The sequence below is a fragment of the Massilia sp. TS11 genome (assembly GCF_022012445.1).
Lineage (GTDB): Bacteria > Pseudomonadota > Gammaproteobacteria > Burkholderiales > Burkholderiaceae_D > Telluria.
Genome location: NZ_JAKLTS010000005.1, coordinates 268797 through 283606, shown reverse-complemented (window position 1 = coordinate 283606; position 14810 = coordinate 268797). Strand labels below are relative to the sequence as shown.

Sequence of the window (14810 nt, the reverse complement as noted above, 5' to 3'; positions counted from 1 at the left end):
GGGGTCTGGCCCCGATTTGTTTGGGGAGCAAGGATCTTGTGTGGGCGAGAAAAAAGGCGGCCCGCTGGCCGCCTTTGGGCGTGGTAGAGGCTGGCTTAGCCGTTGAAGCCTTTGCCTTCGCCGGCCAGCTTCACCAGCAGCGGTGCGGGCTGCCAGGCGTCGCCGTGACGGCCACGCGCGTATTTTTCCATGGCGCGCAGCACGTTCGGCAGACCGACGGTGTCGGCGTAGAACATCGGGCCGCCGCGGAATAGCGGGAAACCGTAGCCAGTCAGGTAGACCATGTCGATATCGGACGCGCGCAGCGCAATGCCTTCTTCGAGGATCAGCGCGGCCTCATTCACCAGCGAGTAGACGAGGCGCTCGACGATCTCTTCATCCGTGATCTTGCGGCGCTCGACGCCGATATCGGCCGAGTGCTTGACAATCATCTCGTTGACCACGGCCGAGGGATAGGCCTTGCGGTCGCCCGCTTTGTAGTCGTACCAGCCGGCGCCGGTCTTCTGGCCGAAGCGGCCCATTTCGCACAGCAGGTCGGCCGTCTTCGAATAGGTGATGTGCGGCGCTTCCACATAGCGGCGCTTGCGGATGTACCAGCCGATGTCGTTGCCGGCCAGGTCGCCCATGCGGAACGGGCCCATCGCGAAGCCGAACTTTTCGATGGCCTTGTCCACTTGCTCCGGCAGGCAGCCCTCTTCCAGCAGGAAGCCGGCCTGGCGGCTGTACTGCTCGATCATGCGGTTGCCGATGAAACCGTCGCACACGCCCGAGACCACACCGGTCTTCTTGAGCGTCTTCGCCAGCTTCAGGGTCGTGGCCAGCACGTCGGCGCCGGTCTTCTCACCGCGCACGATTTCGAGCAGCTTCATCACATTGGCCGGGCTGAAGAAGTGGGTACCGATCACATCCTGCGGGCGTTGGGTGAAGGCGGCGATCTTGTTCAGGTCCAGGGTCGAGGTGTTCGAGGCCAGAATCGCGCCCGGCTTCATGCAGGCGTCCAGCTGCTTGAACACAGCTTCCTTCACGCCCATGTCTTCGAACACGGCTTCGATGACGATGTCGGCGTCCGCGATGGCGGCGTAGTCGAGCGTACCGCTGATCGCGCCCATGCGCTTGTCGAACTTATCCTGGGTGAGCTTGCCCTTCTTGAGCGAATTCTCGTAATTCTTGCGGATCGTGGCGATGCCCTTGTCCAGCGCTTCCTGCTTGGTTTCGAGCAGGGTGACGGGAATGCCGGCGTTGGCGAAGTTCATCGCAATGCCGCCGCCCATCGTGCCCGCGCCAATCACGGCCGCCTTGGCGATCGGGCGCAGCGGTGTGTCCTCGGCGATGCCGGGCACCTTGCCGGTCTGGCGCTCGCTGAAGAAGGCGTGGCGCAGGGACTTCGATTCGGTGGTCTGGATCAGGCCGATGAAGCGATCACGCTCGAACTTGAGGCCGTCTTCAAACTTCATCGTGACCGCGGCCTCGACGCAATCGACAATCTGCAGCGGCGCCGGGAACGGACCGGCCATCGCCTTGACCGTGTTGCGCGAGAACTGGAGGAAGGCCTCGTAATTCGGGTAGTCGATGGCGCGCTCGCGCACCTTGGGCAGCGGCCGCAGATCGGCCACTTTTTCGGCAAAGGCCAGCGCCTTGGCCACGAGGTCGTCGCCGGGCGCGTAGATTTCGTCGAACAGGGCGGTGCCGGCAAATTTCTCCGACAGGATAGGATTGCCGGACAGGATGAAATTGAGCGCCATCTCCAGGCCGACCACGCGCGGCAGACGCTGGGTGCCGCCGGCGCCCGGCAGCAGACCCAGCTTCACTTCGGGCAGCGCGATCTGGGCGCCTGGCATGGCCACGCGATAGTGGCAGCCAAGGGCCAGTTCCAGCCCGCCGCCCATGCACACACTGTGAATCGCGGCCACCACCGGCTTGCTCGCCCCTTCCGCCACGCGGATCAGGGTGTGCAGGGTCGGCTCGGTCAGGGCCTTGGGCGAATTGAACTCCTTGATGTCGGCGCCGCCCGAGAAGGCCTTGCCGGCGCCAGTGATGACAATCGCCTTGACCTGTTCATCGGCTTCGGCGCGGCGGATGCCCTCCACCGCGGCTGTGCGCGTTGCCAGGCCCAGGCCATTGACGGGCGGGTTGTTCAGGGTGATGACGGCAATATTGCCGCGAACCTCGTAATCGGCGCTCATGAAGTCTTCCTCTATGCGGTTGGACCAGAAGATCCGCACTATACCGCATAAAGGAACGGTCGTACTATTTTTTACTTCATGCCGTCGGCAATTTGTATTCGCGGAACTGCTCGCGCAGCTTGTTCTTCAGGACTTTGCCAGTGGCGCCCAGCGGCAGACCATCGAGGAACAGCACTTCGTCCGGCATCCACCACTTGGCGATCTTGCCCTCCAAATGGTGAAGCACATCCTCGCGCGTCAGCTCCAGACCCGGGCGTTTGACGACCAGCAGCAGCGGCCGTTCGTCCCATTTCGGATGCGGCACGCCGATGCAGGCCGCCTGCAGCACGGCCGGATGTGTCATCGCCAGGTTTTCGATGTCGATCGAGCCGATCCACTCGCCACCCGACTTGATCACGTCCTTGCTGCGGTCGGTAATCTGCATGAAGCCGTCGGGGTCGATGGTGGCCACGTCGCCGGTCGGGAACCAGCCGTTCACGAGCGGATCGCCACCCTCGCCTTTGAAATAGCCGCTCACGATCCAGGGACCGCGCACATACAGGTGGCCGAAAGATTCGCCATCCCAGGGCAGCTCTTTGCCGGCGTCGTCGACGATCTTCATGTCGACGCCGTAAATCGCGTGGCCCTGTTTGAGGCGAATCTTGCGCTGTTCGGCCTCGGGCATGCTGCGGTGCTTGCCGAGCACGGTGCTGACCGTGCCCAGGGGCGACATTTCGGTCATGCCCCAGGCGTGGATCACCTCGACGTTCAGTTTGTCCATCATCGTATTGAGCAGCGAGGGCGGACAGGCCGAGCCACCGACCACTGTGCGGCGGAAGGTCGAAAACTGCAGATTATTCTGCAGGCAGTAGTTGACCAGGCCGAGCCAGACGGTCGGCACGCCGGCCGAGAAAGTCACGCCCTCGGCCTCGAACAATTCGTAGAGCGACTTGCCATCGAGCGCGGCACCGGGGAAGACCATCTTCGCGCCGCTCAGCAGCACCGAGTACGGCAGGCCCCAGGCGTTCACATGGAACATCGGCACCACCGGCAGAATCGCATCGCCCGAGGTCACGTTCAGCGCGTTCGGCATGGCCGAGGCGTAGGCGTGCAGCACGGTCGAGCGGTGCGAGTACAGGGCACCTTTCGGGTTGCCCGTCGTGCCCGAGGTGTAGCACAGAGTCGCGGCCGCGTTCTCGTCGAATTGCGGCCAGCTGTAGTCGTCCGAGTGGCTGTGGATCAGGTCCTCGTAGCACAGCAGGCCAGGGATGTTGTCGTCCGTCGGCATATGGCTGCGCTCGGCCATCAGCACCCAGTGCTTGACGGTCGGGCAATGCGCGGCAATGCCCTGGACGATCGGCAGGAACGTCAGGTCGAACATCAGCACCTTGTCCTCGGCATGGCCCATGATGTAGGCGATCTGCTCCGGATGCAGGCGCGGATTGATCGTGTGCAGCACGGCGCCCGAACCCGACACGCCATAGTAGGCTTCCAGGTGGCGGTAGGTATTCCAGGCCAGGGTGCCGACGCGCTCGCCCATTTGCACGCCGAGGCCGCTCAGCGCATTGGCCAGCTGGCGCGCGCGGCGGGCGCAATCGCGGTAGGTGTAGCGGTGGATGTCGCCTTCCACGCGCCGGGTGACAATTTCCGCACTGCCGTAATGACGCGCGGCAAAGTCGATAATTGTCGAAATTAACAGGGGAACATGCATCATCTCGCCCATCAACGGGCTCTTGTGCAACGGCGACATTCAGACTCCTCTTTTCGGTGATTAACTGGCATTTTCGAGTGTCGACCTGCAGTCGCCGGGCCGTCAATGACTTTTCGTGCTGCGCCGCACAAGCGCCCGTGTGGCCGCCTGCAGGCCGCCAGCGCCTGGGGTAGAATCCGCCGATGCTCACACCCACCCACACGCCCGACGCGCTGCGCTTCAATAATCGCTTCGCCAGCTTGCCGGAGCACTTCTACACGCGCCTGAACGGCAGCGGCCTGCCCGACCCGTATCTGGTCGGCGTCAGTCCCTCGGCCGCGCAGCTGCTCGGTCTGGACCCGGCCCAGCTGACCGCGCCCGAGAGTCTGGCCGTGCTGGCCGGCCAGCGCGCCCCGGCCGCAGCGGCCCCGCTGGCGGCCGTGTATTCGGGCCACCAGTTCGGCGTCTGGGCCGGTCAGCTCGGCGACGGGCGCGCGATTCTGCTCGGCGATGTCGAGACGCCCGAGGGGCCGATGGAGTTGCAGTGGAAAGGCGCCGGTCTGACGCCCTACTCGCGCATGGGCGACGGGCGCGCCGTGCTGCGCTCGTCGATCCGCGAGTTTCTGTGCTCCGAGGCCATGCATGCGCTCGGCATTCCGACCACGCGTGCGCTGTCCGTCGTCGGCTCCGATCTCGGTGTCGTGCGCGAAAGTATCGAGACGGCCGCCGTCGTCATCCGCATGGCGCCGAGCTTCGTGCGCTTTGGCTCGTTTGAACACTGGTACTACGGCAAACACAATGCGGCGCTGCGCCAGCTGGCCGACCACGTCATCGCGCACTTTTATCCCGAGCTGGCCGAGGCCGACAACCCTTATCAGGCGCTGCTGGCCGAGGTCACGCGCCGCACCGGCAAGCTGATCGCGCAATGGCAGGCCGTCGGTTTCATGCATGGCGTGATGAACACGGACAATATGTCGATTCTCGGCCAGACCCTCGACTACGGTCCGTTTGGCTACATGGAAGCCTTCGACGCCCACCACATCTGCAACCACAGCGACAACAGCGGGCGCTACAGCTACGCCAACCAGCCGCGCATCGGCGAATGGAATTGCTTTGCCCTTGGCCAGGCCCTGGTGCCCCTGATCGGCAGCGTGGACGCCACCCATGCGGCGCTGGAGGCCTATGGTCCGGCCTACAGCACGGCCATGGACGAACTGCTGCATGCCAAGCTCGGCCTCAAGGCCACGCTCGATCAGGACGAAGACTTCTTCAACGCGATGTACGCGATGCTGCAGGCCACCCGGGTCGACTACACGCTGTTCTTCCGCCGTCTGGCCGCGATCCGGCGCGACGATCCCGCCCAGGACGGTCCGGTGCGCGACCTGTTCATCGACCGCGCCGCCTGCGATGCCTGGCTGGTCCAGTACCGCGCCCGCCTGCGCCAGGAAGACAGCGCCGACGCCCCGCGCCAGGCCGCCATGCGCGCCGTGAACCCCAAATACGTGCTGCGCAATTATCTGGCGCAGGTCGCCATCGAAAAGGCGCAGAATAAAGATTTCAGCGAGGTCCAGCGCTTGCTGTCAGTTCTCGCCAAGCCGTACGACGAACAGGAAGAGCACGCGGCCTATGCCGCGCTGCCGCCGGACTGGGCCAGCGGGCTCGAAGTCAGTTGTTCATCCTGAGGAGCCAACATGGAAAAAGTGAAAAAGACCGACGCCGAATGGCGCGCCGCCCTCGACCCCCTGTCCTACCAGGTGACGCGCCAGGCCGCGACCGAACGCGCCTTCACCGGCCAATACTGGGACCACCACGCGGCCGGCATTTACACCTGCGTCTGCTGCAATACGCCCCTGTTTGAGTCGGACGCCAAGTTCGACTCCGGCTGCGGCTGGCCCAGCTACTTCAAACCGCTTGCAGCCGACCGCATCATCGAGAAGCTCGACCGCAGTCATGGTATGCTGCGCACCGAGGTGATCTGCGCCGTGTGCGACGCCCACCTCGGCCACGTATTTCCCGATGGTCCGCCGCCCACGGGGCTGCGCTATTGCATCAATTCTGCCTCTTTACGCTTCGATCCCAAGTAAGTGATGAAATTCCTGTTCGACCTGTTCCCGGTCATCCTCTTCTTCGGCAGCTTCAAATGGGCGGAGGGTCACACCGACGCTGCCCACGCCGTCGTCAGCCGCTATCTCGGGGACTTCATGGCTGCCGGCCTGCAGCCGGCCCAGGCGCCGGTGATTCTGGCGACGGTCATCGCCATCGTCGCCACCTTCTGCCAGGTCGGATACCTGTTGGCGCGCAAGCGCAAGGTCGATGGCATGCTGTGGTTTTCGCTGGCCATCATCGTGGTCTTCGGCGGCCTGACCGTGTATTTCCACGATGAGAACTTCATCAAGCTCAAGCCCACGATTCTGTACGTGGCCATGGCCGTGCTGCTGCTGGTCTCGCAGGTGATATTCAAAAAGAACCTGATGCGCAAGGCGATGGAAGAACAGATCAAACTGCCCGAGCAGATGTGGGCCCGCCTCGGCTATGCCTGGATTGTGTTCCTGGCCGGCCTGGGTGCACTCAATCTGTTTGTCGCCTTCGTGCTGTTTGCGAATGACACCAGCGCCTGGGTCAGTTTCAAGCTGTTCGGCTTTACTGGCCTGTTCCTCGCCTTCATCATCGGCCAGACCTTCTTCCTGTCTAAATACATGCAGGAGGAAGCATGAGCGATGTGCGTCCTGACAAAATCCGCGCCCTGCTGACGGCGGCGCTGGCGCCCGAGCAGCTCGAAGTCGGCGACGACTCGGCCCTGCACGCGGGCCATCCGGGCGCCGCCTCGGGCGGCGGCCACTACCGTGTAAAAATCGTCTCGGCGCGCTTTACGGGCCTGAATCTCGTCATGCGCCATCGACTGGTGTATGATGCGGTCCGACAAATGTTGAACTCTGAAATACACGCCCTCGCCATTACCGCACTGACCCCGTCCGAGCTGTAAGCGCTTGTAACATTTCAGCTAGTTTTAAGGTGAATGATCCACACTGTGGATCTTTGTCTGTACTTACAATCCCGTTAGGAAAAACACAATGAACTTGAAGCCAGCCCGCCTGCTGTTGACGCTCCTCGCTGTTGCCGCCGCTCCTGCCATGGCACAGAACATCGCTGTGGTGAACAACAAGCCGATTCCCTCGGCCCGCGTGGAAGCGATCGTGAAGCAAGCCGTGGCGCAAGGCCAACAGGATTCGCCCCAGCTGCGCGACAATATCAAGAGCCAGCTGATCCAGCGCGAAGTGCTGATGCAGGAAGCCGAAAAGCAAGGCTTCGACAAGGACGCCAACGTCAAGCTGCAGATCGAAAATGCGCGCCAGGCCATCACCATCAACGCCATGATCAGCGCCTACCTGGCCAAGAACAAGGTCAGCGACGCCGAGATCCAGGCTGAATACGATGCCTTCAAAAAGCAGGCCGGCGACAAGGAATACCACGTGCGCCACATCCTGGTCGACAGCGAAGCCGCTGCCAAGGACGTGATCGCCAAGCTGAAAGGCGGCGCCAAGTTCGAAGACCTGGCCAAGACCTCGAAAGACACCGGCACCGCTGCCAACGGTGGCGACCTCGACTGGGCTACCCCGTCGGCCTTCCCGCCCGTGTTCTCGAACGCCTTCGTCAAGCTGGACAAGGGCCAGGTCACCGAGACCCCGGTCCAGACCCCGAACGGCTGGCACGTGATCAAGGTGGACGACATCCGCGCCGCCAAGCTGCCGACCCTGGAAGAAGTTAAGCCGCAAGTGGCCGAAGCCCTGCAGAACAAGAAGCTGCAGGCTTACCAGGACGAGCTTCTCAAGAAAGCAAAAATCAAGTAATCTCGTATGCCGGCGGCGCCTCTGGGCGCCGTCTTCTTTTCAATTTTTAGGAATTTGACAATGAAGTTCAAGCCTGCCCGTCTGTTGTTTGCCATGCTGGCCATCGCCGCAGCCCCCGCCTTCGCCCAGGCACAAGCCGCTGCCGTCACCGTGAACGGCAAGGCCATTCCCCAAGCCAAGCTGGACGCCGCCGTCAAGCAAGTTGTCGCCTCGGGCCGTGCCCCGGACAACGCCCAGACCCGCGACGCCGTCAAGCAGGAACTGATCGCCCGCGAAGTGCTGCTGCAGGAAGCCGACAAGCAAGGCTTCGGCACCAAGGAAGACGTCAAGGCCGCCATCGATAACGCCCGTCAGAGCATCATCATCAATGCCATGCTCCAGGCTTACGTGCAGAAGAACCCGGTCAAGGACGAAGAAATCAAAGCCGAGTACGACAAGTACAAGGCCGCCATGGGCGACAAGGAATACTCGGCCCGCCACATCCTGGTGAAGACCGAAGCCGAAGCCACCGACATCATCAAGCAGCTCAAAGGCGGCGCCAAGTTTGAAGACCTGGCCAAGGCCAAGTCGCTGGACGGTTCGAAGGAAGCTGGCGGTGATCTGGGCTGGTCCTCGCCGGCCCGCTACGTGAAAGCCTTCTCGGACGCCATGGTCGGCCTGAAAAAAGGCCAGATCACCGAAACCCCGGTCAAATCGGAATTCGGCTTCCACGTGATCAAGCTGGACGACGTGCGTGACGCCCAGTTCCCGCCGCTGGACCAGGTCAAGCAACAGATTGGCGAACAGCTGGTGCAAGCCAAAGTCGCCAAGTTCCGTCAGGACCTGATGGCCAAGGCCAAAGTCAAGTAAGCGCCTCCGGGCATACAAAAAAGGCAGACCGCGGTCTGCCTTTTTTATTGCCTGCGACCTGAGCTTCAGCGGTAGAGCGACATCGTATGGAACATCGCCCCGCCCTGGCAGAAATCGAAACGCATGGCGGGGGCGAACGGCAGCTCGGTATTGGTGTAGACCACGGTGTCGGGACTGTTCAAGGGCACGGCCTTGCCCTCGGCCTGCTGCTGCTCGCTGGCCAGGGCCGTGCGCAGGCTCATGCCGGCGCCGGCAAAGCGCAGCACGCCGCGCGCCCGGTCCACATACACGAAGGCGGCGGCCAATTGCCCGCCCACCAGATTCTGACAGCCACCGGCGGCCAGCAGGGTTTTCAGATCGCCGTCTGCGCAGCGCAGAATCCCGGCCGGATCGTCGGCGCCTGCCAGCAGAATGGCGTCGTCGAGCACGGTGCGCGCCAGCATGGTGAGCAGCGCGCCCGGCTGACCCGGCGCCAGGCCGGCCAGCACGCCGACCAGGGTGTTCTCGCCGTAATCGCGCTCGAGCACATAGTCGGCCGCATGGGTCGGTGTTTCGTACGGGGCCTGATCGCCAAAATCGGCCGAAGCCGGTTTGACGGGCGCGCCGGCGACATAATCGACCAGGCGCTCCCACAGGCTGGGCTGGCGTAGCAGCGGCGAATTCAAACGGGCGACGTGCATGATGTGGACTCCTTCATGCCTATTGTGCGCGTGCCGCAGCCGAAAGTAACTTGTACCTTCGTGCAATTAATCTTGCTATCTAGCCAAGATCGTGTGCGCGCCGCGAGTCCGCCGGCGCCTCGGCCCGTTCGTGCATCCCATAGTCGCGCAACACATGGGCCACGCGCAGCCGGTAATTGGCGAAGATGCCGGCCCGACCACCGGCCTGGGCGCTGCGGTGCGCCTCCTCATTGCGCCAGCGTGTCAGGGCTTCCTCGTCGCGCCAGAACTGCAGCGACAGCAGGCGGCTCGGGTCGCTCAGGATCTGGAAGCGCTCGACCGAGATGAAACCATCGCGGCCCTGCAGCAGCGGCGCCAGCTCGGCGGCCCAGTCCAGATAGTCGCCCTGTTTGCCGGGGGCGGGCGTGACTTCGAAAATAACGGCGATCATGCGACTTTCTCCGTAAAGCGGCGCTCCTCGCGCAGAATGAAACGCCGCTCCTGCGCGAAGGCAAAATTGGCGCGGCCTTCGGGGTCGGCCTTGAGGCGGGCCCGGTAGGCCTCGTATTCGGCCAGACTGGCGAAGCCGATCAGACCCCAGGCTTCGTAGTTGCTGCCCTCGTGCGGCAGAAAGTAGCCGAGCAACTGGCCGCCGCAGCGCGGAATGATGCGGCCCCAGTTCTCAGCATACTCCTGGAAGGCGGCGCGCTGGAACGGATCGATTTCATAGCGGATAAACACGGTGATCATGCAGGGCTCCTGGTGAAAAAAGCCCATTGTCCAGCCTTGGAGCCGCGCGATGCTTCGGCTAAGATCGAAGCATGAAAGATGGCCCACAGATTACTGGCATCGCCGCACTGATCGGCGACCATGCGCGCGCCGAGGCGCTGACCGCCCTGATGTCCGGCATGGCGCTGACGGCAACCGAGCTGGCGACACACGCCCATGTCAGCCGCCAGACGATGAGCGGGCACCTGGCCAAACTACTCGAGGCCCAGCTGCTGGCGGTGGAAGTTCAGGGCCGCCACCGCTACTACCGGCTGGCCAGCCACGATGTGGCCCAATTGCTGGAATCGCTGATGCAGGTGGCCTATCGCACCGGTGCCGTGCGCCTGCGCTCGAGCCCGCGCGAGCCGGCGCTGCGCAAGGCGCGCGTCTGCTACGACCATCTGGCCGGCGAAACCGGGGTGGCTGTGTACGAGGCCCTGCTGGCACGCGGCGCCTTCGTCCTGGGGGCGGACGGCATGCGGCTGTCGACGCCGGGCCGGGCCCTGATGCAGTCCTGGGGGATCGATGTGGCCGCGCTCGAGGCGCAGCCGCGCGTACTGTGCCGCAGCTGTCTGGATTGGAGCGAGCGGCGCAGCCATTTGGCCGGCGCGCTCGGCGCGGCGCTGCTGCGCACGCTGCTGGAACGCGACTGGGTGCGGCGTGACAAGCACTCGCGCGTGCTGCACATCACGCCGCCGGGCCAGCGCTGGCTGGCCGAGCTGACGGACCTCGCGGCCCGCCCTGCCCTGGCCGTCTAGGCGTTTAGCCGACCCACTTGCGCGCGTTGCGGAACATCCGCATCCACGGGCCGTCCTCACCCCAGCCATCGGGCGCCCACGAGTGCTGCACCGTGCGGAACACGCGCTCGGCGTGCGGCATCATCACGGTGAAGCGGCCATCGGCCGTGGTGACCGCCGTCAGACCGGCCGGCGAGCCGTTCGGGTTGAACGGATAGGCTTCGGTGGCCTGGCCACGGTTGTCGACATAACGCAGTGCCGCCAGCGCCTGGCCGATGTCGCCCGTCTGCGAGAAGTCGGCAAAGCCTTCGCCGTGCGCGACGGCGATCGGGGTCTGGGTCCCGGCCATGCCGCTGAAGAAGATCGACGGCGAGTCCAGCACTTCCACCATGGCAAAGCGCGCTTCGAATTGCTCCGACTTGTTGCGCGTGAACTTGGGCCAGGCGGCGGCGCCCGGGATGATGGACTTCAGATTGCTCATCATCTGGCAGCCATTGCAGATGCCCAGGCCGAAGCTGTCGCCACGCGCGAAGAAGGCGGCGAACTGCTCCGACAGCTTGCTGTTGAACAGGATCGTCTTGGCCCAGCCCTCACCCGCGCCGAGCACGTCGCCGTAGGAGAAGCCGCCAACGGCGATCAGCCCTTGGAAGGCGTCAAGGCGGGCGCGGCCGGCGATCAGGTCGCTCATGTGGACGTCGATCGCGTCAAAGCCGGCCTGGTGCATGACCCAGGCGGTTTCCACGTGCGAGTTGACGCCCTGCTCGCGCAGGATGGCCACGCGCGGACGCGCGCCGCTGGCGATGAAGGGCGCGGCCACGTTCTCGGCCGGATCGAAGCTGATCTTCGGCGTCATGCCCGGGTCCTGTTCGTCGAGCAGACGATCGTATTCGGCATCGGCGCAGGCCGGGTTGTCGCGCAGGCGGGCGATGCGCCAGCTGGTCTCGCTCCACAGGCGATGCAGCGCGCTGCGCGGCTGGCTGTAGATGACTTTGGCGTCGCGCGTGAATTCCACCACGCCGCGGTCGTTGAGCTTGCCGATGATGTGCGAGCAGGCGCCCAGATTGTACTTGCGCAGCACTTCCATCACGGCCGACTTCTCCTCGGCTTTGACCTGGATGACGGCGCCCAGTTCCTCACTGAACAGCGCGCGCAGGGTCAGGTCATTGCGGCGCTCGGCCACCTGGCCGGCCCAGTTCTTGGCGTCGCCCTGGTCCATCGCATGTTCGCTTTCCAGCGTCAGGATGTCGAGGTTGACGGTCACGCCGGCGCGGCCGGCAAAGGCCATTTCGCACAGTGTGGCGAACAGGCCGCCGTCGGAACGGTCGTGGTAGGCCAGCAGTTTCGGATTCAGTTCCTGGATCGCCTCGAAGAAGGCCTTCAGGTCGGCCGGATCGTCGACGTCCGGCGCGGCATTGCCGAGCTGCTGGGTCACCTGGGCCAGGGCCGAGGCGCCCATGCGGTTCTTGCCGCGGCCGAGGTCGATCAGGATCAGGGCCGTGTCGCCGAGATCGGTGCGCAGCTGCGGAGTCAGCGCGCGCCGCACATCGGTCACCGGCGCAAAGGCCGAGACGATCAGCGACACCGGCGAGATCACGGCCTTGTCCTGGCCGTCGTCCTTCCAGGTGGTGCGCATCGACAGCGAATCCTTGCCGACCGGGATAGACACGCCCAGCGCCGGGCACAGTTCCATGCCCACGGCTTTGACGGTATCGAACAGCGCGGCGTCCTGGCCCGGCTGGCCGCAGGCGGCCATCCAGTTGGCGGACAGCTTGATGTCGCCGATCTTGGCGATCGGGGCGGCGGCGATATTCGTGATCGCCTCGCCGACCGCCATGCGGCCCGAGGCCGGCGCGTCGATCACGGCCAGCGGCGTGCGTTCGCCCATGGCCATGGCCTCGCCCAGATAGCCTTCCAGGCTCATCGCGGTGACGGCGCAATCGGCCACCGGCACCTGCCACGGACCGACCATCTGGTCACGCACCGACATCGCGCCCACGCTGCGGTCGCCAATGGTGATCAGGAAGGACTTGTCGGCCACGGTCGGCAGCTGCAGCACGCGCTGCGCCGCTTCCTCGAGCGCGATACCGGTCAGGTCCAGGGCCGGGAAGTCGTAGCGCACATGGCTGACGTCGCGGTGCATCTTGGGCGGCTTGCCGAGCAGGACTTCCATCGGCATATCGACCGGGTCCACGCCGGTTTTCGGGTCCACCAGCTTGAGCTGGCGTTCCTCGGTGGCGACGCCGACGGCCGCGAACGGGCAGCGCTCGCGCTCGCACAGAGCCTGGAATTCGGCCAGGCGCTCCTGGGCGATGGCCAGCACATAGCGCTCCTGCGATTCGTTCGACCAGATCTCTTTCGGGGCCATGCCCGATTCCTCAAGCGGCACCTTGCGCAGATCGAAAATGGCGCCGCGCTTGGCGTCATTGGTGATCTCGGGGAAGGCGTTGGACAGACCGCCGGCGCCGACGTCGTGGATCGACAGAATGGGGTTGTTCTCGCCCATGGCCCAGCAGGCATTGATGACTTCCTGGGCCCGGCGTTCCATCTCCGGATTGCCGCGTTGGACCGAGTCAAAGTCCAGATCGGCCGTGTTGGTGCCGGTCGCCATCGAGGACGCGGCCGAGCCGCCCATGCCGATGCGCATGCCGGGGCCGCCGAGCTGAATCAGCAGGCTGCCCACCGGGATCCCGTGCTTGTGGGTGTGCACGGCCGAGATATTGCCGATGCCGCCGGCGATCATAATCGGCTTGTGATAGCCGTAGACCGTGCCGGCCGCGCCGACATTCTGCTCATAGGTGCGGAAGTAGCCGCCCAGCACCGGGCGGCCGAATTCGTTGGAGAAGGCGGCGCCCCCGATGGGGCCGTCGATCATGATCTGCAGCGGCGAGGCAATGCGCTCCGGCTTGCCATAGGCCGCGGCGGGTGCGCGTTCACCGGCGGCCGTCACGTCGGCCGCGGTTTCCCAGGCGCGCACGGCCTCGGGCAGCATCAGGTTCGAGACGGTGAAGCCGGTCAGACCCGCCTTGGGCTTGGCGCCACGGCCGGTCGCACCCTCGTCGCGGATCTCGCCGCCGGCGCCGGTGGAGGCGCCCGGGAAGGGCGAAATCGCGGTCGGGTGGTTGTGCGTCTCGACCTTCATCAGGATGTGGGTCAGCTCGGTTTTCGGCGTGTACTGCTGGGTCGCGCCATCCGGATAGAAGCGCGTGACGCTGCCGCCTTCGATGATCGAGGAGTTGTCCGAATAGGCGACGACCGTGCCTTCCGGATGCTTCTCGTGGGTGTTCTTGATCATCTTGAACAGCGAGATGTCCTGCGCCACGCCGTCGATGGTCCAGTCCGCGTTGAAGATCTTGTGGCGGCAGTGCTCCGAGTTCGCCTGGGCGAACATCATCAGTTCCACGTCCGAGGGATTGCGGCCGGCCTTGCTGAAGGCCGCTTCCAGATAATCGATCTCGTCGTCCGACATGGCCAGGCCCATCTCGCTATTGGCCTCGACCAGGGCCGCGCGGCCACGGCCGACCACGTCCACGAAGGCGAGCGGCTTGGCTTCCAGCTCCTGGAACAAGGCCTGGGCCTGCTCCGGCGTGCGCAGCACGCTCTCCGTCATGCGGTCGTGCAGCAGCGCCGCCACGGCCTGCACTTCGGCCTCGGCCAGATGCTTGACGCCACCGATACCGAGCCAGCCCTGCTTGAGCTGCACGAAGTACTGCACGCCGCGCTCGATGCGGTGGATGTGGGCCATGCCGCAGTTGTGGGCGATGTCGGTCGCCTTCGAGGCCCAGGGTGAAATCGTGCCGAAGCGCGGAATCACCACGAACTGTTCGCTGTGGCCATCATGGGCCGGCTGCGCGAACGGTTCGCCATAGACCAGCATGGCGTCGAGACGCGCGCTGTCCTCGGCGGACAGGCCGCCCGGCACATCGACGAAGTGGACGAAGCGCGCCACCACAGCGCTGACCGCCGGGGCGACCGCTTGCAATTGGCTCAGGAGACGTTTGGTACGGAAAGCAGACAGGGCATTGGAACCCGGCAGTATCAACATGGCTGGAGGATGGTTGATGCAGCGTGGCTGCGGATTGGACTGGATAGAGGCCGAC

The 14810-nt window shown here is 64.5% G+C and carries 13 protein-coding genes; 7 read left to right on the top strand and 6 right to left on the bottom strand.

What is annotated here, in order from left to right; genetic code table 11:
* Window positions 1-95: 95 nt before the first annotated feature.
* Window positions 96-2183 (bottom strand): 3-hydroxyacyl-CoA dehydrogenase NAD-binding domain-containing protein, encoded by a 2088-nt coding sequence (locus LZ005_RS10130; RefSeq protein ID WP_237807447.1) that lies wholly within the window; start codon window positions 2181-2183, stop codon window positions 96-98.
* A 76-nt stretch (window positions 2184-2259) separates the two neighbouring features.
* Window positions 2260-3912, bottom strand: coding sequence for a 3-(methylthio)propionyl-CoA ligase (locus LZ005_RS10125; protein WP_307727791.1), 1653 nt, complete (start codon window positions 3910-3912; stop codon window positions 2260-2262).
* A 143-nt stretch (window positions 3913-4055) separates the two neighbouring features.
* Between LZ005_RS10125 and LZ005_RS10120 the strand changes: the two genes are divergently transcribed.
* The 6 genes from LZ005_RS10120 to LZ005_RS10095 all read left to right on the top strand — a co-directional run bounded on the left by LZ005_RS10120 (window position 4056) and on the right by LZ005_RS10095 (window position 8549).
* The gene (locus tag LZ005_RS10120) at window positions 4056-5534 is read left to right on the top strand and encodes a YdiU family protein (protein WP_237807445.1); all 1479 of its coding nucleotides are present in this window, start codon (window positions 4056-4058) and stop codon (window positions 5532-5534) included.
* Between the two features lie 9 nt (window positions 5535-5543).
* On the top strand, window positions 5544-5936 hold the full coding sequence (gene msrB, locus LZ005_RS10115; protein ID WP_237807443.1) for a peptide-methionine (R)-S-oxide reductase MsrB: 393 nt from the start codon (window positions 5544-5546) through the stop codon (window positions 5934-5936).
* Between the two features lie 3 nt (window positions 5937-5939).
* Window positions 5940-6566, top strand: a complete 627-nt coding sequence (locus LZ005_RS10110) for a septation protein A (RefSeq protein WP_237807440.1) — start codon at window positions 5940-5942, stop codon at window positions 6564-6566.
* Window positions 6563-6835, top strand: a complete 273-nt coding sequence (locus tag LZ005_RS10105; RefSeq protein WP_237807438.1) for a BolA family transcriptional regulator — start codon at window positions 6563-6565, stop codon at window positions 6833-6835. The genes LZ005_RS10110 and LZ005_RS10105 overlap by 4 nt, the downstream gene beginning before the upstream one ends.
* 88 nt (window positions 6836-6923) lie before the next feature.
* Complete coding sequence (locus LZ005_RS10100; RefSeq protein WP_237807430.1) at window positions 6924-7700, top strand: peptidyl-prolyl cis-trans isomerase; 777 nt, start codon at window positions 6924-6926, stop codon at window positions 7698-7700.
* Window positions 7701-7760: 60 nt separating this feature from the next.
* Entirely contained in the window at window positions 7761-8549 is a 789-nt protein-coding gene (locus tag LZ005_RS10095) for a peptidyl-prolyl cis-trans isomerase (protein ID WP_237807428.1), read from the top strand.
* 65 nt (window positions 8550-8614) lie between these two features.
* Here the strand turns inward: LZ005_RS10095 and LZ005_RS10090 are convergent, their stop codons facing one another.
* From LZ005_RS10090 to LZ005_RS10080, 3 genes are all read right to left on the bottom strand, one after another.
* A complete protein-coding gene (locus LZ005_RS10090; RefSeq protein WP_237807425.1) occupies window positions 8615-9229 on the bottom strand; it encodes a hypothetical protein in 615 nt (204 codons plus the stop codon).
* Between the two features lie 79 nt (window positions 9230-9308).
* Window positions 9309-9659, bottom strand: coding sequence for an antibiotic biosynthesis monooxygenase (locus tag LZ005_RS10085; protein WP_237807417.1), 351 nt, complete (start codon window positions 9657-9659; stop codon window positions 9309-9311).
* The gene (locus tag LZ005_RS10080) at window positions 9656-9958 is read right to left on the bottom strand and encodes an NIPSNAP family protein (RefSeq protein ID WP_237807415.1); all 303 of its coding nucleotides are present in this window, start codon (window positions 9956-9958) and stop codon (window positions 9656-9658) included. The genes LZ005_RS10085 and LZ005_RS10080 overlap by 4 nt, the downstream gene beginning before the upstream one ends.
* A gap of 71 nt (window positions 9959-10029) precedes the next feature.
* Here LZ005_RS10080 and LZ005_RS10075 point away from each other — a divergent pair, with 71 nt between their 5' ends.
* A complete protein-coding gene (locus tag LZ005_RS10075) occupies window positions 10030-10734 on the top strand; it encodes a helix-turn-helix transcriptional regulator (protein WP_237807413.1) in 705 nt (234 codons plus the stop codon).
* Between the two features lie 4 nt (window positions 10735-10738).
* Here LZ005_RS10075 and purL read toward each other — a convergent pair whose 3' ends face one another.
* Window positions 10739-14755, bottom strand: a complete 4017-nt coding sequence (purL, locus tag LZ005_RS10070; protein ID WP_237807405.1) for a phosphoribosylformylglycinamidine synthase — start codon at window positions 14753-14755, stop codon at window positions 10739-10741.
* Window positions 14756-14810: the final 55 nt, after the last annotated feature.

Bases quoted from the DNA above. Each gene is read 5' to 3' on its own strand.
- LZ005_RS10130 (WP_237807447.1), bottom strand. From the start codon at position 2,183: ATGAGCGCCGATTACGAGGTTCGCGGCAATATTGCCGTCATCACCCTG.
- LZ005_RS10125 (WP_307727791.1), bottom strand. From the start codon at position 3,912: ATGTCGCCGTTGCACAAGAGCCCGTTGATGGGCGAGATGATGCATGTT.
- LZ005_RS10120 (WP_237807445.1), top strand. From the start codon at position 4,056: ATGCTCACACCCACCCACACGCCCGACGCGCTGCGCTTCAATAATCGC.
- msrB (WP_237807443.1), top strand. From the start codon at position 5,544: ATGGAAAAAGTGAAAAAGACCGACGCCGAATGGCGCGCCGCCCTCGAC.
- LZ005_RS10110 (WP_237807440.1), top strand. From the start codon at position 5,940: ATGAAATTCCTGTTCGACCTGTTCCCGGTCATCCTCTTCTTCGGCAGC.
- LZ005_RS10105 (WP_237807438.1), top strand. From the start codon at position 6,563: ATGAGCGATGTGCGTCCTGACAAAATCCGCGCCCTGCTGACGGCGGCG.
- LZ005_RS10100 (WP_237807430.1), top strand. From the start codon at position 6,924: ATGAACTTGAAGCCAGCCCGCCTGCTGTTGACGCTCCTCGCTGTTGCC.
- LZ005_RS10095 (WP_237807428.1), top strand. From the start codon at position 7,761: ATGAAGTTCAAGCCTGCCCGTCTGTTGTTTGCCATGCTGGCCATCGCC.
- LZ005_RS10090 (WP_237807425.1), bottom strand. From the start codon at position 9,229: ATGCACGTCGCCCGTTTGAATTCGCCGCTGCTACGCCAGCCCAGCCTG.
- LZ005_RS10085 (WP_237807417.1), bottom strand. From the start codon at position 9,659: ATGATCGCCGTTATTTTCGAAGTCACGCCCGCCCCCGGCAAACAGGGC.
- LZ005_RS10080 (WP_237807415.1), bottom strand. From the start codon at position 9,958: ATGATCACCGTGTTTATCCGCTATGAAATCGATCCGTTCCAGCGCGCC.
- LZ005_RS10075 (WP_237807413.1), top strand. From the start codon at position 10,030: ATGAAAGATGGCCCACAGATTACTGGCATCGCCGCACTGATCGGCGAC.
- purL (WP_237807405.1), bottom strand. From the start codon at position 14,755: ATGTTGATACTGCCGGGTTCCAATGCCCTGTCTGCTTTCCGTACCAAA.